The sequence below is a fragment of the Burkholderia sp. Bp9031 genome (assembly GCF_003857965.1).
GTDB lineage: Bacteria > Pseudomonadota > Gammaproteobacteria > Burkholderiales > Burkholderiaceae > Burkholderia > Burkholderia ambifaria_A.
The window spans coordinates 19,611-35,586 of record NZ_QTPW01000043.1 but is presented as its reverse complement, the minus strand read 5'-3'; the positions used below and the strand labels follow the sequence as shown (position 1 = coordinate 35,586).

Sequence of the window (15,976 nt, the reverse complement as noted above, 5' to 3'; positions counted from 1 at the left end):
ATCGTTTACTCCGGCATTGAATCGACGGAATCATTGTCCCACCGCAAGTTGCGGCTGTCGGGTGACAAAACGTCGCGACCGCGCGCCCATGCCGCGTGGCGTCGCAACGGCATGCGTGCATGCCGCCGCGCATCCACGGTACGCGCGCTAACGCCGCTCAGCCTTCCTGCTCGTCCGTATGCGCGGCGGCCGGGATCAGCAGCACGGGCCGTGTCGCATGCCGCACGCATTGTTCGGCGATGCTGCCGAGCACGAGGCGGCGGAACCCGCGGCGGCCGTGCGTGCCGAGCACGAGCAGGTCGGCGTCGAATGCTTTTGCACCATCGAGTATCAGTGTCGACACGTCGTTGAGCGACGACGCCTCGCTCATCACCGTCTCGCCCTTCACGCCGGCCGCCTGCATCAGCTTCGTGAAATCCGCCGCGAGCGCATTGCCCTGCGCGACGAGCTGGTCGCGCAGCACGGACGGATCGTAGCCCGGCACGTTGTAGTAGATCGCGGCGTTCTCGACGACGTAGAACGGTTGCAGTTCGGCACCGTGCTCCTTCGCGAGTGCGAGGGCCGCATCGAACGCGTGGCGGGACGTGTCGCTGCCGTCGATGGCAACCAGAATGCGCTTGTACATAGTGTCTCCGTGTGGCGGGTTGAACGGAAGTCGGCCGAACGGCCGAGCGGGTCGTGCGTTGTTGGGAGGCAGAGTAAACCAACGGCAGGGGCTTTGCAGCGACGTGCCGGTCGCCGCGACCGCGGCGCTTCAGCCGTCGCCGCGGCGCGCAGCGATCGCCGGCCATGCGCGCGCGGCATGCTGCGTCGGGCGATGTGCACGACGGATCGCGACAGTTGCCGCGTAGTGACGATGCGCGAGCGTCGTGCGGATCCCGGATCGTCGCCGATAACGGTTGCGCGGGCATCGTCCGACGGTGCGGCGCACGAGCGCGCTCGAATCGCGCACTCCGCGTCGTCGACGTATGTCGATGACCGCCCCGCAAACCGCGAGCCTCACCGTCCATTGAATCGCATCCGCGTCGCACCGGCGTGACTTCGATCAACGTCTGTGCATCGACGTCGCTCGGGATCCGACACCGGGCGTTGCGAAACCGTGACGAGTGCAGAACCCGAACCGGTGCCGATATCAATACCGGCGCCGATTCGGAAGATCACGCTGTCGACACACCGATCGAGCAACCGATGCGCATCGGCCGTCGGCCCTGCTTCAACCCGGCAATCGAACGACCGATTCAAACGCCGCGCGCGCTATTTCGGCACCGCCGTGATTTCGATCACCCGTTCCGGCCGGCGTCCGTGGCCGGGCCAGTACGCGCTGCCGTACATCCGGTGAACCGGACCGAACCGCGCGTCGGCGGCGTGCGACGGCGCGTCGAACCCCTTCTCGATCACCATGTAGCCGGCACGCAGCGCGAACGCCGGGTGATTGCCGCCGGGCCGGCTGTCGAAGCCGGCGAAGCCGTCGCCGGCCTCGGGCATCGCGTTGACGAGCGACGCGTTGCTGCGCGTGATCTGGTCGGGCGAGAACGCGCCGCCGCTCGCGAGACGCGCGGCCTCGCGATTCTTGCCGTCGGTGTCGACGGTGCTGTCGTGCGTGTCGTCGTTGTCGAGTTCGATGCTGCGTGGATGCGCGGCGTGCGCTTGAGCTGACGTTTCCATCACGGCTCTCCTCGCGGCGAAGCGCTCCGGATCGAAGCAAATCCCGTTCCGGGCAAGACGGGGAAAACGGCGCGCGGGCGATCGCCGCAGTCGCACGGCGCGAACTGATTTGTCATGATTTATTTAAGCTAGAACACCCGTTTTCTACAGAGTATGATTCTTTTCCTGCGAAGCGGCGACAGGGGAAGCAGTCTCGCCGCCTCTGCCCGCGCCGGGGCGCCGCAGCACCCTTAAGACGGGTAGTGAACAACAAATCAAGGGACTAGAGGTGGCGGATTCATGCAAGCGACTACTGCTTTCACGCACCGCGGATATCTGTTGAATTGCGCGCCCGCGCGCGCCAGTGACGGTTCGTTCAAACCCTACGTCGTGATCTCCCGATCGAGCGATGGGGAGCTCGTTGCGAACCGTTTTTTCCCGACCGAGCTCCAGTTCAACGACGAAGGCGATGCGATCGCGCATGCGCGCGACTGGGCCGTGCGCTGGATCGACGCGAGCAGCATCACGATCTGACGCCGTCGCGTGGCGCCAGCATCGGCCGTCCGGCCGATCCTCCGGCGTGCCGCTGCCGGACGAAAACGCGGTAATCTTGCGGAACCCGTCACTTTATTAGCGGCCGTGCGATCGAGCGCGGCTGCCTGCATTTGCATATGTCGACATCACCCGTCCGTCAGTGGGGCCTCGAAGAAATCGTTGCCGGCTTGCGCGAGTCGCGCGAGGAACTCCATCGCACGCGTCATCCGCGCGGCATCCGCGAGTTGCCGTCGCGCGACGCGATCTGCAAGATTGTTACCGGTCTGCGCGCGTCGATGTTTCCGACGCACTACGGCGCGCCGGATCTCACCGACGAAAGCGTCGACTATTACGTTGGCCATACGCTCGAAAGCACGCTGCGGATCCTGTCCGAACAGATTCGCCGTGCGCTGCCGTTCCTGCCCGAGCATGCGGACACGCCGTTCGCCGAGCTCGACGAACGCGCGTTCGAGATCGCGCGCGAGTTCGGCCGGCAGTTGCCGTCGGTTCGCGCGCTGCTGGTCAGCGACATCCAGGCTGCGTATGCGGGCGATCCTGCCGCGCAGCACATCACCGAGATCCTGCTGTGCTATCCGGGCGTGCTGGCGATGATGCACCATCGGCTTGCGCACGCATTGCACCAGCTCGGCGTGCCGCTGCTCGCACGTTTCATCAATGAAATCGCGCACTCGGCCACCGGCATCGACATCCACCCGGGCGCACAGATCGGCCCGAGCTTCTTCATCGACCACGGCACCGGTGTCGTGATCGGCGAGACCGCGATCATCGGCGAGCGCGTGCGCGTCTACCAGGCCGTCACGCTCGGCGCGAAGAGCTTCCCGGCCGATGGCGAAGGCGCGCTGGTCAAGGGCAATGCGCGGCATCCGATCGTCGAGGACGACGTGGTGATCTATGCGGGTGCGACGATTCTCGGCCGCGTGACGATCGGGCGCGGCTCGGTGATCGGCGGCAACGTGTGGCTCACGCACAGCGTGCCGCCCGGCACGAGCGTCGCGCAGGGCAAGGTCCGCGAAGGCGGCAGCGCCGAGAAGCCGTAACGCGGCGTGTGAACGGCGCGGGGCGTCGTTCGCACAACGCAGGCAACGCAGGCAACGCAGGCGAAGTGGGGCGGCGCGCGGCCGCTCCCGTACAGCCGGCCGTCAGTGCCTGCCGGCCGGCGAGCGATGCTTGTACAGCACGTCCTGGTCGACGCGGATCAGGTTCTGCCCCGCATCGACGACGAAATCCACGCCGTTGTACGCGCTGCCCGTCAGCAGCAGGATCGCGCCTGCGACGTCGTCGGGGCCGGCGATGCGCGCGAGCGGCGTCGATGCGCGGCTCGCGTGTTCGAAGTCGGCTTGCGTCTGGTCGTCGCTTGGCAGCATCAGCCCGGGGAACACCGCATTCACGCGGAGCACCGGCGACGACGACAGCGCGAGCATCTGCGTGAGGTTGCCGAGCGCGGCCTTCGCGACCGTGTAGCTGAAATGGTCGCGGTGGAAGTTTTCCTTGATCTTCTGGTCGACCACGTTGACGACGACGCCCTGCGTGCCGGCCGCGCGGGCCCGTTCGTAGAACGCGCGCGTGAGCAGGATCGGCGCGCGGCAATTGACGGTCCACGCCTGGTCGAACGCCGCGAGGTCGAAGCTCGGGAAATGGTCCTGCCAGAACACCGACGCGTTGTTGACCAGCACGTCGAGGCGGCCGAAGCGCGCATACACCTGGTCGATCAGCGCGGTGATCTGCGCGGCATCCGACAGGTCGGCCTGCAGCGCGGCCGAATCGTGCCCGCGTTCGGCGATCGTACGGGCCGCCGCATGCGCGGCATCGGCGGAGCGATCGTAGTGGACCGCGGTGCGATAGCCGTGCGCGGCGAAATACTCGGCGAACGCGCGTCCGGCCCGGCGCGCGGCGCCGGTCACGAGCACGACCGGTGCGTTCGCCGCTTGCTTCGTGGACTGCATTACGTATTCGTCAGGTTGACTGAGGAAGGATTCGCGACGATCGACAGGAATTCGCGCCGCGTCGATGGATCGGTGCGGAACGTGCCGAGCATGCGCGACGTGACCATTTCGACGCCCGGCTTGTGCACGCCACGTGTCGAGATGCACTGGTGCGCCGCTTCGAGGATCACGCCGACGCCTTTCGGCTGCAGCACGTCGAACAGCGTGTCGGCGATCTGCACGGTCATCTTTTCCTGGATCTGCAGGCGCTTCGCGAACGCATCGACGAGCCGTGCGAGCTTCGAGATGCCGACGACGCGATGGTTCGGCAGATACGCGACGTGCGCGCGGCCGATGATCGGCACCATGTGGTGCTCGCAGTAGCTCTCGAAGCGGATGTCCTTCAGCACGATCATTTCGTCGTAGCCGTCGACTTCGCTGAACGTGCGCGCGAGGATGTCGCGCGGCTCCAGCGCATAGCCGGCGAAGAACTGCTCATAGGCGCGCACGACGCGTGCCGGCGTGTCGATCAGGCCTTCGCGGGCGGGATCGTCGCCGGCCCAGCGCAGCAGCACGCGAACGGCATCCTCGGCTTCTTCCCGGCTAGGCCGGGATGCGGCCGGCTCGGGCCGCGTGTTTTTTTTACCCTTACCCATCTAGTCGCTCCATCGAATGCGCCCGCCCGCGGCGGCGCGGATATCCGGCCATTGTTTCATGCTTTCGCGGGGCGTGCGTGCAGCCCGCCGCTCGCCTGGCTTCACTTCGGCCACTCGTCCTGCTCGTCGTTGAACAGCGACGCGACGACGCCGCGCAGCCATGCCGTGCGCGGATCGTTGTGGAACTTGCGATGCCAGTGCTGCTTCAGGTCGAAGCGCGGCAGCGGCAATGGCGGCTCGACCGGCACGATGAACGCGTGCTCGGCCGCATATGCATAGCCGATCGCATGCGGCACCGTCGCGATCAGGTCGGTGCGGCTCAGGATGAACGGCAGGCTCATGAAATGCGGCGTCTCGAGCACCGCGCGCCGGTGCATGCGCTGCTTCGCGAGGTATTTCTCGAGCACTTCCTGGCTGCGTCCTTCGGCGCGCACCACCGCGTGCCCGCAACCGAGAAACTGCTCGACCGTGAACGGCGGCGCCTGTTCGAACGGATGGCCGCGCCGCATCAGGCAGACGAACCGGTGCGTAAACAGCCGCTGCTGGAAGAAGTTGTTACCGTCCAGATCGGGGAAGTAGCCAACCGCCAGATCGATCGAGCCGGCTTCGAGGCCGCGGCCGACTTCGTCGTGCGCGGGCGAGACCGAGCGCAGGTTCGCATGTGGCGCCTGCGTCGCGAACGCCTGCAGCAGCTTCGGCAGGAACACGATCTCGCCGACATCCGACAGCGCGATCGAGAACGTATGCGTGCTCGCCGCCGGATCGAAGTCGTGCGGCGCGACGAGGCCGCGCTCGATCTGCGCGAGCGCGTCGCGCGCGGCCGGCAGCAGCGCGAGCGCACGCGGCGTCGGCTCCATCCCGCGCGACGTGCGCACGAACAGCGGATCGCCGAAATACTCGCGCAGGCGGCCGAGCGCGGTGCTCACGCGCGGCTGGCTCACGCCGAGCAGGTCACCGGCGCGGCTGACGTTGCGCATGTCGTCGAGCGCGACGAGGTAGGGAATGAGGTTCAGATCGAGCGGATCCATCGCCAGGGCGGTATCTTCAAAACGTATACAAGATATCTCCTGAATCGCGTTGCCGCATAGTCGGGAAAGCGCTCAAATGGGTTCCATTACTCGAACCAATTTGCTTTGCATGGGGCCCGAGTAAGCGCTAAAGCGCTAACTCGGGCCGACACAGGAGACGAACAATGCGCACCCAGGTCGCCATCATCGGCGCCGGTCCGTCCGGCCTTTTGCTTTCCCATCTGTTGCGCCTGCAAGGCGTCGATTCCATCCTCGTCGAAGCGCGTTCGCGCGAATACTGCGAGAACCGCATCCGTGCCGGCGTGCTGGAACAGGGCACCGTCGACACGCTGAACGAAGCCGGCCTCGGCGAGCGGATGCGCCGCGAAGGGCTCGAACATCACGGCATCGAGCTGCTGTTCTCCGGCCAGCGCCACCGCATCGACCTGAGCGGGCTCACCGGCGGGCGCGCGATCACCGTCTACAGCCAGCACGAAGTCGTGCGCGACCTGATCGCAGCCGGCGACGCGCATGGCCACCCGATGCACTTCGAAGTCAGCGACGTCGCGCTGCACGACGTCGAAAGCGAGCACCCGTTCGTCACGTTCAAGCACGCCGACGGTCACGAGGACCGCATCGACTGCGACTACATTGCCGGCTGCGACGGCTTCCACGGCATCGCGCGCCAGACGATTCCCGCCGAGCGGCTGAACACGTTCGAGCGCGTCTATCCGTTCGCCTGGCTCGGCATCCTCGCCGACGCGGCGCCGTCGCTCGACGAGCTCGTCTATGCGCATCACGACAACGGCTTCGCGCTGTTCTCGATGCGCTCGCCGACGGTCACACGCCTCTACCTGCAGTGCAAGCCTGACGAAGACCTCGCCGAATGGTCCGACGCGCGGATCTGGGACGAACTGCACACGCGCTTCTCGAACGACACCGGCTGGACGCCGACCGAGGGCCGGATCACGCAGAAGAGCGTGACGCCGATGCGCAGCTTCGTGTCGGAAACGATGCAGCACGGCCGCCTGTTCCTCGCCGGCGACGCCGCGCACATCGTGCCGCCGACCGGCGCGAAGGGAATGAACCTCGCGGTGGCCGACGTCCGCGCGCTGTCCCGCGCGCTCGGCGAGCGCTACCGCAACGGCGACGCGGCGCCGCTCGAGCGCTACTCGGCGACCTGCCTCGAACGCGTGTGGCGCGCCGAGCATTTCTCGTACTTCATGACGAACATGCTGCATGCGTCGCCGGACGACTCGCCGTTCGTCAATCGCCTGAAGTTTGCCGAACTGAAATACGTCACGCGCTCGCGGGCCGCCGCGCAGTCGCTGGCCGAAAACTACGTCGGCCTGCCGTTCGACGACCAGACGACCCCCGAGGCATCCCGCCTTGACAACGCGCTGTGCACGACTCTATGATCGGCCATCGTTCGCTAATCGAATCTAGGTTCGAATAGCGAACAAATACCGAAGGTCGACAACGGCCTCCGGCGCGGCACGCGACACGCGCGTGCCCCCTCGACAGGCCGCGCATCGTGCCGCGGGTTCGTATCAGGAAGAGACATGGTCAACAAGATTTTCGAATCGCTTCAATCGGCGGTCGCGGACGTCCACGACGGCGCGACCATCATGATCGGCGGCTTCGGCACGGCAGGCATGCCGTCCGAGCTGATCGACGCGCTGATCGAGCAGGGCGCGCGCGGCCTGACGATCGTCAACAACAACGCGGGCAACGGCGAGACGGGTCTCGCGGCGCTGCTCAAGGCGAAGCGGGTGCGCAAGATCATCTGCTCGTTCCCGCGCCAGAGCGACTCGCAGGTGTTCGACGCGCTGTACCGCGCGGGCGAGATCGAGCTCGAGCTCGTGCCGCAGGGCAACCTCGCGGAGCGGATCCGCGCGGCGGGCGCCGGCATCGGCGGCTTCTTCACGCCGACGGGCTTCGGCACGAAGCTCGCGGAAGGCAAGGAAACGCGCGTGATCGACGGCAAGTCGTATGTGTTCGAGACGCCGATCCACGCCGATTTCGCGCTGGTGAAGGCGTACAAGGGCGACCGCTGGGGCAACCTCGTGTATCGCAAGACCGCGCGCAACTTCGGGCCGATCATGGCCAGCGCCGCGAAGGTCGCGATCGTGCAGGTGTCGGAAGTCGTGCCGCTCGGCGGGCTGAATCCGGAACACATCGTGACGCCGGGCATTTTCGTGCAGCGTGTCGTCGAAGTGCCGCAGGCCGCGCATGCGGCCGAGCTGGCCGCCGAACGTGCAGCGCAAGCCGCCTGACCGCCAGAGGAGACCCGAAATGAAACGATTGACCCGCGATGAAATGGCCAAGCGCGTTGCCCTGGACATCCCCGAAGGCGCGTATGTGAACCTCGGCATCGGCGTGCCGACGCTGGTGGCGAACCACCTCGATCCGAGCAAGGAAATCTTCCTGCACAGCGAGAACGGCCTGCTCGGCATGGGCCCGGCGCCCGCGCCCGGGGAGGAAGACGACGAGCTGATCAACGCCGGCAAGCAGCACGTGACGCTGCTCACTGGCGGCGCGTATTTCCACCACTCGGATTCGTTCGCGATGATGCGCGGCGGCCACCTCGACTACTGCGTGCTCGGCGCGTTCCAGGTGTCGGCGAACGGCGATCTCGCGAACTGGCATACGGGCGCGCCCGATGCGATTCCGGCCGTCGGCGGCGCGATGGACCTCGCGATCGGCGCGAAGCAGGTGTTCGTGATGATGGAGCACCTGACGAAACAGGGCGAGAGCAAGATCGTCGCGCAGTGCTCGTATCCGGTGACCGGCGTGCAGTGCGTGAGCCGCATCTATACCGATCTCGCCGTGCTCGACGTGACGGCCGATGGCCTCGCGGTAAGCGAGATCTTCACCGACCTGTCGTTCGACGAGCTGCAGAAGCTGACCGGCATGCCGCTGATCGACGCGACGCGCAAGGCCGCGGCCTGAACGGCAAGCGAGCCGGCGAGCGCGATCGAGCGCACGCCGGCTCGCTTGGGTAGACAATAGGCGCACGCCGTTTCCCCAATCTGACGCCATGCTCGAAGACAGCGCCCGCCTGACCTCCCTCATCTGCGGCACCGAGCCGCTCAACCGGATCTGGTCGCCCCGCGCGACGATCCAGCGCATGCTCGACGTCGAAGCCGCGCTTACGCGCGCGCTTGCCGCGCAGCAGGTGATTCCCGCCGCGGCGGTCGCGCCGATCGAACGCGCGTGCGACGCCGGCCGGCTCGACGCCGACGCGCTCGCGCACGGCGCGGCGCTCGGCGGCAATCTCGCGATTCCGCTCGTCAAGCAGCTCACCGCGCAAGTGAAGGCCGACGACCCCGAGGCCGCGAAGTTCGTGCACTGGGGCGCGACGAGCCAGGACATCATCGATACCGCGACCGTGCTGCAGCTGCGCGACACCCTCGACGTGCTCGAACCGCTGCTCGACGAAGCGTGCGCGTCGCTCGCGACGCTCGCGCGCACGCATCGCGCGACCCCGATGATCGGCCGCACGTGGCTGCAGCAGGCGCTGCCGATCACGCTCGGCCTGAAATTCGCGCAGTGGCTCGATGCGCTGCTGCGCCATCGCGCGCGCTTCGCCGAATTGCGCGAGCGTGCGCTGGTGCTGCAGTTCGGCGGCGCCGCCGGCACGCTGGCGAGCCTGCGCGAGCACGCGACCGGCGTGAGCGCCGCGCTCGCGGCCGACCTGAAGCTCGCGTTGCCGGCCGTGCCGTGGCATACGCAGCGCGACCGCATCGCGGAAGCCGCGTCGTGCTTCGGGATGCTGACCGGCACGCTCGGCAAGATCGCGCGTGACGTGTCGCTGCAGATGCAGACCGAAGTCGGCGAGCTCGGCGAACCGGCGGCTGCCGGCAAGGGCGGCTCGTCGACGATGCCGCACAAGCGCAACCCGGTCGGCTGCGCGGCCGTGCTGACCGCCGCGGTGCGCGCGCCGAACCTCGTTGCGACCGTGTTCGCGGGGATGGTGCAGGAGCACGAGCGCGCGCTCGGCGGCTGGCAGGCCGAATGGGACGCGCTGCCCGAGCTCGCGCGCCTGACCGGCGGCGCGCTCGCGCAGATCGCGCAGATCGTCGCGGGCCTCGACGTGAACACCGAACGCCTCGCCGCGAACCTCGACCTGACGCACGGGCTGATCCTCGGCGAAGCCGTGATGCTCGCGCTCGGTGACCGGATCGGCCGGCTCGACGCGCACCATGTCGTCGAGCATGCGTCGAAGGAAGCCGTGCGCACTGGCGCGACGCTGTTCGACGTGCTCGCCGCCGATCCGACCGTATCGGCCCATCTGTCGCGCGACGCGCTCGCGCGGCTGCTCGATCCCGCACATTACGTCGGCGAGGCGCAGGCCTACGTCGACGCCGTGCTCGCGCTGCACGCGAGCGCGCAATAACCAGGAGAACAAGATGCCTTTCGCCACTGTCAACGGCGTGAAACTGCATTACCGGATCGACCGTGCCGCGCGCGACGACGCGCCGTGGCTCGTCTTCTCGAACTCGCTCGGCGCCGACCTGCAGATGTGGGCGCCGCAGATTCGCCCGCTCACGCAGCACTTCAACATCCTGCGCTACGACACGCGTGGCCACGGTCATTCCGACGCGCCGGCCGGCTCGTACACGGTCGATCAGCTCGCGGGCGACGTGATCGGCCTGCTCGACCACGTCGGCATCGAGCGCGCGTACTTCTGCGGGATCTCGATGGGCGGTCTGACCGGCGCCGCGCTCGCCGCGCGCTTCCCGTCGCGCATCGTGCGCGCCGTGCTGGCGAACACCGCCGCGAAAATCGGTTCGCCCGAAGTGTGGGCGCCGCGCGCGCAGAAGGCGCGTGCCGAAGGGATGGCCGCGCTCGCCGACGCGGTGCTGCCGCGCTGGTTCACCGACGCGTTCGTCGAGCGCGAGCCGCGCCTGTTCGACGCGATCCGCGACACCTTCGTGCATACCGACAAGGACGGTTACGCGGCGAACTGCGACGCGCTGAACGCGGCCGACCTGCGCGAGGAAGTGAAGGGCATCGCGCTGCCGGTGCTCGTCGTGACCGGTGCGAAGGACATGTCGACGCCACCCGACCAGGGTCGTGCGCTGGCTGCCGCGATTCCTGGCGCGCGCCACGTCGAATTCGACGCCGCGCACATTTCGAACATCGAGTGCACCGACGGTTTCAACCGCGCGCTGCTCGACTTCCTGACCGCGTGAGGCATCGACGATGGACGACCAGCAACGTTATGAAGCAGGCATGAAGGTGCGTCGCGCGGTGCTCGGCGACGCGCACGTCGATCGGTCGATCGAGAACCGCACCGAGGTGACCGAGGAATTCCAGAACCTGATCACGCGCTATGCGTGGGGCGAGATCTGGACCCGCGACGGCCTGCCGCGCCACACGCGCAGCCTGCTGACCATCGCGATGATGGTCGCGCTGAACCGCGGCGAGGAGCTCGCGCTGCATCTGCGCGCCGCACGCAACAACGGCGTGACGCGCGACGAGATCAAGGAAGTGCTGCTGCAGACCGCGATCTATTGCGGCGTGCCGGCCGCGAACTCCGCGTTCCATCTCGCGGACAAGATCTTCAAGGAACAGGATGGGGCCGGCTGAGCGCCGGCGGTGATCCGATCGCGCGGCCCGCTGATGCTGGCGGGCCGTGGCGATCAACGAGCGCGCCGGCAGCGAATCGGTGCGTGAACGAAGGAAAGGCGCGGCCACGAGGCCGCGCTTGTTGCATATATCAATGTTGGATGGGACCGGAGCAAGCGCTGCAGCGCCAGCCTCGGCCGACAAGGAGACTAGCGATGAATCGCACACCCGTGGTCGATGTCCAGACCTTCATCAACGAGCAGCCGTTCGGCGGCTTTCAATGGCTCGTATTCCTGATGTGTTTCGTGATCGTGCTGCTCGACGGCTTCGATACGGCCGCGATCGGCTTCATCGCACCGTCGCTGCTCGGTGAATGGAACCTCACCAAGCCCGATCTCGCACCCGTACTCAGCGCCGCGCTGTTCGGCCTTGCCTGCGGCGCGCTCGTGTCGGGCCCGCTGTCCGACCGTCTCGGACGCCGTTGGCTGCTGCTCGGCTCGGTGTTCCTGTTCGGCGTCGCGTGTCTCGTTTCCGCATTCTCGACGACCGTCGGGCATTTGACGGTGCTGCGTTTCGTCACGGGTGTAGGCCTCGGCGCCGCGATGCCGAACGCGGTCACGATGATGGGCGAGTTCTGCCCGGACAAGCGCCGCGCGACCGTCATCAACCTGATGTTCTGCGGCTTCCCGCTCGGCGCCGCGTTCGGCGGTTTTCTCGCCGCGTGGATGATCCCGCATTTTGGCTGGCGCAGCGTGCTGATGCTCGGCGGCGTGACGCCGCTGCTGCTCGGCGTGCTGTTGCTGCTGAAGATGCCCGAATCGGTGCGTTTCATGGTCGCGCAGGGCCAGAGCGTCGACCGGATCCGCACGACGCTCGCACGGATCTCGCGCGACGCGCTGAACGCAACCTCGTTCGCGATGACCGAAGCCGCGCCGCAGACGGGCAGCAAGGGGCTCGGCGTCGTGCTGTCGCGCTCGTACATCGTCGGCTCGGTGATGCTGTGGATCGCGTACTTCATGGGCCTCGTGATCTTCTACGCGTCGATCAACTGGATGCCGATCCTGCTGAAGGATGCCGGTCTCACGCCGAAGAGCGCGACGCTGATCTCCGCGCTGTTCCCGCTCGGTGGCGTCGGCGCGGTGCTGTGCGGCGTGCTGATGGACCGCTTCAACGCGAACCGCGTGATCGCCGTGTGCTATGCGCTGACCGCGATCAGCGTGTATGCGATCGGGCAGGCGGCGGGGAATGTGGGGCTGCTCGTGCTGGTCGTGTTCATCGCCGGCGTGCTGATGAACACCGCGCAATCGTCGATGCCGGCGCTCGCCGCCGCGTTCTATCCGACCGAAGGGCGCGGCACCGGCGTCGCGTGGATGCTGGGAGTCGGCCGCTTCGGCGGGATCGCCGGGTCGTTCCTCGTGGCGGAGCTGACGCGCCGGCACTTCTCGTTCGCGGGCGTGTTCGCGACGATCGCGGTCGCAGGCTTGCTCGCGTGCCTCGCGTTGCTGATCAAGCAGATGGCGCGGCCGCATGGCGTCGCGCAACCGGCAGGGAAGATCGAGTCGCTCGGGCATTGAGCGCGATCGGGGCCGGGGCGATGCGCCGGCCCTCCGCGTGCAGCGGTTGGCCGCAAGACGGCTGACACGCAACAGCAGATCGGGCCGCTTCGGCGGCCCGTTGCCATTGCGGCCGTCGCGCCGCTACTCCTCCGCGTCGTGTTCCTTCACGAAGTTGCGCAGATACGCGCGCAGCGCGGCCTCCCGGCTGCGATGATCGGCGAGGTTCGCGGCGCCCATGTCCTCTTCTTCGCCGAACATCGTCGGCGGCGCGCAGTAGGTGCCGATCTCGATGTCTTCGCGCAGCACGCGGATGTCGTGGGTGAGCGGGTGATATTCGGCGATCCAGTGCATCCCCTCGATATGCTCGCCCGCTCTCAACATTGGCTTCAGCATCGGTAGTCTCCCGACAGCAGCGGCGCACCCGGCGAAGCGGTCGCGCGCGCCCGGACTTCAAGCCTACGCTTGCAAGGCGTGAATCTCAACGGGCGCGCTGTGAGCGCTCACTGCGGCAACAGGTGCGCGACGAGCGGATACAGGGACAGAATCAGCAGCACGGCCATCGTCACGTTGAAGATGCGCAGCGCGCGGCGGTTCGACAGGAAGCGGCGCAGGCCGAGGCCGAACGCGGCCCACAGGCTGATGCACGGAAAGCCGATCAGGATGAATACGACGGCCATCCATGCGGCGTTCATCCCGTAGTCGGCGGACAGGCGGATCGTCGTCGCGGCGGTCAGCACCATCATCCACGCCTTCGGATTGACCCACTGGAACGCTGCGGCCTCGAGGAACGTCATCGGCCGCGGCTTGGCGCCTTGCGCCTTCACCTCGCCGGACGTGCCGATGCGCCATGCGAGGTACAGCAGGTAGGCGACGCTCGCGATTTCGAGGACCGTGTACAGGACCGGCACGCGGTGGAACGCTTCGCCGAGACCGAAACCGACGCACAGCATCAGGATCGCGACGCCGATGCTGATGCCGAACAGGTGCGGTATCGTGCGACGGAAACCGAAATTGACGCCGGACGCGAGCAGCATCGTATTGTTCGGGCCGGGCGTGATCGACGTGACGAGCGCGAACAGCATGCCGGCGGGCAACGCGCTGAGGGTGAGGAATTCCATCGCGGATTCTCCATTCGTATTCGAGACTGGGATGGAGTCAGTGTAGCGACGGTTTTCGGTACAGTACCGGTACAGTTTGTCGGGCGATTGCCGGTACGGGGTTGGTGGCGATCGGCGAGAGGGTTGGCGTTGTTGTTGGCCTTCTGCATGTTCACAGCTAGTCGAGAGCGCCCATCAACCACCATTCTGTTTCCACTTCGATGAATCGGAGGTCGACGCGACAATCATGTCGATCAGGGCCCGTGACGCCGCAGACAAGCGACGATGAGGCGCATAGATCACCGAAAACGGCCGTGTGCGGCCACGGAAGTGGGGCAGCAGTTCGATGAGCGTTCCGGCCTGAATCCGGTCCCGAACAATAAAATCATAGGTCTGGCAGATGCCGGCGCCGCTCTGCGCCATTGAAACGACCCCCAGCACATCGTCGGAGACCGCGATGTTCGACGGCGGCAGCCAATCGATGTCCTGCCCGCCGTCCTGGAACACCCACGGTGCGATACGGCCGCTGCTGGGCAGCATGAAAGGCAAACAAAGGTGACGCTCCAGGTCGGCCACGGTTTCCGGCATGCCGGCATGGGCGATGTAATCGGGCGACGCGACCAGGCACAACGCTGCATCTTCGAGCTTGCGCGCGACCAATCCACTGTCGGGCAATTCGCCTAGCCGGATCGCCAGATCGAAACCCTCGGCCACCAGATCCACGTTCCGGTTCGCGATGTTCAGCTCCACGCGAACCTGCGGGTGTTGCTGCGTGAACCGCCGAAGCAGCGGCGGCAGACGATAGTGTCCGTACGTCGTCGGCACGCTGAGCCGGACATGACCTGTCAACGTGCCGCCGTGCCCCTGAATGGCACGCTCGGCGTCGTCGATCAGCAAGAACGCCGCTCGCGATTGTTCCAGATAGAGCCTGCCTTGCTCCGTCAGGCTCAACCGCCGAGTCGAACGACGCAGCAACTGCGCGCCCAGCCGAGTCTCCAGGCGTGTAATGGCTCGGCTCAAAACGGAAGGTGTGCTGCCCAGGGCCACCGCGCCTGCGGTCATCGAGCCTTTTTCGATAACCGTGATGAATGCTTCCACATCACCGAGATGGTCGAATCTTCGCCCCATCTTGTCCTCCAGAGAACAGAAGATTTACTTTTGACTGAGTTTATCTCCTCCATTGAGCCAAATAAAGTGGGCGCGTTGTGATCCGTCGTCGGGTCACCCACTGAAATCGAGGAGCGAACCATGAATAGTGAACATCGCGACCGGCAGGACTTGTCCGTGCTGTTCGTACTCACGAGCCACGCGACGAAAGGCTCGACCGGCGAGCCGACCGGGTTTTATCTCGGCGAAGTGACGCATCCGCTTGCCGAACTCGACGCGGCCGGCATCCCGGTCGAATTCGCGTCGATTCAGGGCGGCGAGCCGCCCGTCGATGGGCTTGACCTGACGGATGAAATCAACGCGCGCTATTGGAACGACAGTGCTTTCCGCGACGCGCTGCGCCATACGCAGCGACTGGGCGATGTCGACGCGTCGAAATATGCCGCTGTCTTCTTTGCAGGCGGCCACGGCGCGATGTGGGATTTTCCGGGCAATGCCGACGTGCAAAAGGTGACGCGCGCGGTCTATGAGGCGGGGGGTGTGGTCGGCGCGGTATGTCATGGCCCCGCGGCGCTGGTCGATGTGACGCTCGGCGACGGTACTTACCTGGTCGCCGGCAAGAACCTCAGCGCATTCACGGATGAAGAGGAACGCGCGGTCCAACTCGATCGCGTCGTGCCTTTCCTGCTCGCGAGCACGTTGACGCAGCGCGGTGCGCTTCACCATCCCGTGCCGAACTGGACGGCGAAGGTCGTCGTCGACGGACGTCTCGTGACCGGCCAGAACCCGCAGTCGGCTTCCGGCGTTGGCGCGGCGATCCGCTACCTGTTGCTGAACCGTTCAGGACAGGCCTGAAAT

The 15,976-nt window shown here is 66.5% G+C and carries 18 protein-coding genes; 10 read left to right on the top strand and 8 right to left on the bottom strand.

Features of this window, described 5'->3' with window-relative positions:
* Nucleotides 1-157: 157 nt before the first annotated feature.
* Together DIE15_RS33480 and DIE15_RS33475 are read right to left on the bottom strand one after the other, a co-directional pair.
* Nucleotides 158-625, bottom strand: coding sequence for a universal stress protein (locus tag DIE15_RS33480; RefSeq protein WP_057929488.1), 468 nt, complete (start codon nt 623-625; stop codon nt 158-160).
* 629 nt (nt 626-1,254) lie between these two features.
* The gene (locus DIE15_RS33475; protein WP_057929490.1) at nt 1,255-1,665 is read right to left on the bottom strand and encodes a DUF3005 domain-containing protein; all 411 of its coding nucleotides are present in this window, start codon (nt 1,663-1,665) and stop codon (nt 1,255-1,257) included.
* Nucleotides 1,666-1,944: 279 nt separating this feature from the next.
* Here DIE15_RS33475 and DIE15_RS33470 point away from each other — a divergent pair, with 279 nt between their 5' ends.
* Both DIE15_RS33470 and epsC read left to right on the top strand, forming a co-directional pair.
* On the top strand, nt 1,945-2,178 hold the full coding sequence (locus DIE15_RS33470; protein ID WP_011659947.1) for a hypothetical protein: 234 nt from the start codon (nt 1,945-1,947) through the stop codon (nt 2,176-2,178).
* Between the two features lie 137 nt (nt 2,179-2,315).
* Complete coding sequence (gene epsC, locus DIE15_RS33465; RefSeq protein WP_057929491.1) at nt 2,316-3,236, top strand: serine O-acetyltransferase EpsC; 921 nt, start codon at nt 2,316-2,318, stop codon at nt 3,234-3,236.
* Nucleotides 3,237-3,338: 102 nt separating this feature from the next.
* On the opposite strand, the gene DIE15_RS33455 is transcribed toward epsC, so the two are convergent.
* The 3 genes from DIE15_RS33455 to DIE15_RS33445 all read right to left on the bottom strand — a co-directional run bounded on the left by DIE15_RS33455 (nt 3,339) and on the right by DIE15_RS33445 (nt 5,805).
* On the bottom strand, nt 3,339-4,142 hold the full coding sequence (locus tag DIE15_RS33455) for an SDR family oxidoreductase (protein ID WP_057929492.1): 804 nt from the start codon (nt 4,140-4,142) through the stop codon (nt 3,339-3,341).
* The gene (gene folE, locus DIE15_RS33450; RefSeq protein ID WP_057929493.1) at nt 4,142-4,777 is read right to left on the bottom strand and encodes a GTP cyclohydrolase I FolE; all 636 of its coding nucleotides are present in this window, start codon (nt 4,775-4,777) and stop codon (nt 4,142-4,144) included. The genes DIE15_RS33455 and folE overlap by 1 nt, the downstream gene beginning before the upstream one ends.
* A gap of 101 nt (nt 4,778-4,878) precedes the next feature.
* A complete protein-coding gene (locus DIE15_RS33445) occupies nt 4,879-5,805 on the bottom strand; it encodes a LysR family transcriptional regulator (protein WP_124835544.1) in 927 nt (308 codons plus the stop codon).
* Nucleotides 5,806-5,969: 164 nt separating this feature from the next.
* On the opposite strand from DIE15_RS33445, the gene pobA reads away from it, so the two are divergent.
* The 7 genes from pobA (at nt 5,970) to DIE15_RS33410 (ending at nt 12,932) form a co-directional block, all read left to right on the top strand.
* Nucleotides 5,970-7,202 (top strand): 4-hydroxybenzoate 3-monooxygenase, encoded by a 1,233-nt coding sequence (gene pobA / locus DIE15_RS33440; protein WP_124835543.1) that lies wholly within the window; start codon nt 5,970-5,972, stop codon nt 7,200-7,202.
* A gap of 144 nt (nt 7,203-7,346) precedes the next feature.
* The gene (locus DIE15_RS33435; protein ID WP_057929496.1) at nt 7,347-8,060 is read left to right on the top strand and encodes a 3-oxoacid CoA-transferase subunit A; all 714 of its coding nucleotides are present in this window, start codon (nt 7,347-7,349) and stop codon (nt 8,058-8,060) included.
* 19 nt (nt 8,061-8,079) lie between these two features.
* The gene (locus DIE15_RS33430; protein ID WP_124835542.1) at nt 8,080-8,736 is read left to right on the top strand and encodes a CoA transferase subunit B; all 657 of its coding nucleotides are present in this window, start codon (nt 8,080-8,082) and stop codon (nt 8,734-8,736) included.
* A gap of 88 nt (nt 8,737-8,824) precedes the next feature.
* Complete coding sequence (locus DIE15_RS33425) at nt 8,825-10,183, top strand: 3-carboxy-cis,cis-muconate cycloisomerase (protein WP_124835541.1); 1,359 nt, start codon at nt 8,825-8,827, stop codon at nt 10,181-10,183.
* A 13-nt stretch (nt 10,184-10,196) separates the two neighbouring features.
* Nucleotides 10,197-10,982, top strand: coding sequence for a 3-oxoadipate enol-lactonase (gene pcaD, locus DIE15_RS33420; RefSeq protein ID WP_124835540.1), 786 nt, complete (start codon nt 10,197-10,199; stop codon nt 10,980-10,982).
* Between the two features lie 10 nt (nt 10,983-10,992).
* Nucleotides 10,993-11,379 carry a 4-carboxymuconolactone decarboxylase gene (gene pcaC / locus DIE15_RS33415; protein WP_057929499.1) on the top strand — a complete coding sequence of 129 codons (387 nt, stop codon included), beginning with the start codon at nt 10,993-10,995 and terminating at the stop codon, nt 11,377-11,379.
* Nucleotides 11,380-11,573: 194 nt separating this feature from the next.
* Nucleotides 11,574-12,932: an MFS transporter gene (locus DIE15_RS33410; RefSeq protein ID WP_057929500.1), complete on the top strand. Its 1,359-nt coding sequence runs from the start codon at nt 11,574-11,576 to the stop codon at nt 12,930-12,932.
* Nucleotides 12,933-13,055: 123 nt separating this feature from the next.
* Here the strand turns inward: DIE15_RS33410 and DIE15_RS33405 are convergent, their stop codons facing one another.
* The 3 genes from DIE15_RS33405 to DIE15_RS33395 all read right to left on the bottom strand — a co-directional run bounded on the left by DIE15_RS33405 (nt 13,056) and on the right by DIE15_RS33395 (nt 15,139).
* Nucleotides 13,056-13,304, bottom strand: coding sequence for a hypothetical protein (locus tag DIE15_RS33405; protein WP_057929522.1), 249 nt, complete (start codon nt 13,302-13,304; stop codon nt 13,056-13,058).
* A gap of 110 nt (nt 13,305-13,414) precedes the next feature.
* Entirely contained in the window at nt 13,415-14,032 is a 618-nt protein-coding gene (locus DIE15_RS33400; RefSeq protein ID WP_124835539.1) for a LysE family translocator, read from the bottom strand.
* Between the two features lie 174 nt (nt 14,033-14,206).
* Complete coding sequence (locus tag DIE15_RS33395; RefSeq protein ID WP_124835538.1) at nt 14,207-15,139, bottom strand: LysR family transcriptional regulator; 933 nt, start codon at nt 15,137-15,139, stop codon at nt 14,207-14,209.
* Nucleotides 15,140-15,259: 120 nt separating this feature from the next.
* Here DIE15_RS33395 and DIE15_RS33390 point away from each other — a divergent pair, with 120 nt between their 5' ends.
* Entirely contained in the window at nt 15,260-15,973 is a 714-nt protein-coding gene (locus DIE15_RS33390; RefSeq protein WP_124835537.1) for a type 1 glutamine amidotransferase domain-containing protein, read from the top strand.
* Nucleotides 15,974-15,976: the final 3 nt, after the last annotated feature.

Bases quoted from the DNA above. Each gene is read 5' to 3' on its own strand.
- folE (WP_057929493.1), bottom strand. From the start codon at position 4,777: ATGGGTAAGGGTAAAAAAAACACGCGGCCCGAGCCGGCCGCATCCCGG.
- DIE15_RS33445 (WP_124835544.1), bottom strand. From the start codon at position 5,805: ATGGATCCGCTCGATCTGAACCTCATTCCCTACCTCGTCGCGCTCGAC.
- DIE15_RS33480 (WP_057929488.1), bottom strand. From the start codon at position 625: ATGTACAAGCGCATTCTGGTTGCCATCGACGGCAGCGACACGTCCCGC.
- pcaC (WP_057929499.1), top strand. From the start codon at position 10,993: ATGGACGACCAGCAACGTTATGAAGCAGGCATGAAGGTGCGTCGCGCG.
- DIE15_RS33470 (WP_011659947.1), top strand. From the start codon at position 1,945: ATGCAAGCGACTACTGCTTTCACGCACCGCGGATATCTGTTGAATTGC.
- DIE15_RS33410 (WP_057929500.1), top strand. From the start codon at position 11,574: ATGAATCGCACACCCGTGGTCGATGTCCAGACCTTCATCAACGAGCAG.
- DIE15_RS33400 (WP_124835539.1), bottom strand. From the start codon at position 14,032: ATGGAATTCCTCACCCTCAGCGCGTTGCCCGCCGGCATGCTGTTCGCG.
- epsC (WP_057929491.1), top strand. From the start codon at position 2,316: ATGTCGACATCACCCGTCCGTCAGTGGGGCCTCGAAGAAATCGTTGCC.
- DIE15_RS33430 (WP_124835542.1), top strand. From the start codon at position 8,080: ATGAAACGATTGACCCGCGATGAAATGGCCAAGCGCGTTGCCCTGGAC.
- DIE15_RS33425 (WP_124835541.1), top strand. From the start codon at position 8,825: ATGCTCGAAGACAGCGCCCGCCTGACCTCCCTCATCTGCGGCACCGAG.
- pcaD (WP_124835540.1), top strand. From the start codon at position 10,197: ATGCCTTTCGCCACTGTCAACGGCGTGAAACTGCATTACCGGATCGAC.
- DIE15_RS33455 (WP_057929492.1), bottom strand. From the start codon at position 4,142: ATGCAGTCCACGAAGCAAGCGGCGAACGCACCGGTCGTGCTCGTGACC.
- DIE15_RS33435 (WP_057929496.1), top strand. From the start codon at position 7,347: ATGGTCAACAAGATTTTCGAATCGCTTCAATCGGCGGTCGCGGACGTC.
- DIE15_RS33395 (WP_124835538.1), bottom strand. From the start codon at position 15,139: ATGGGGCGAAGATTCGACCATCTCGGTGATGTGGAAGCATTCATCACG.
- DIE15_RS33475 (WP_057929490.1), bottom strand. From the start codon at position 1,665: ATGGAAACGTCAGCTCAAGCGCACGCCGCGCATCCACGCAGCATCGAA.
- DIE15_RS33390 (WP_124835537.1), top strand. From the start codon at position 15,260: ATGAATAGTGAACATCGCGACCGGCAGGACTTGTCCGTGCTGTTCGTA.
- pobA (WP_124835543.1), top strand. From the start codon at position 5,970: ATGCGCACCCAGGTCGCCATCATCGGCGCCGGTCCGTCCGGCCTTTTG.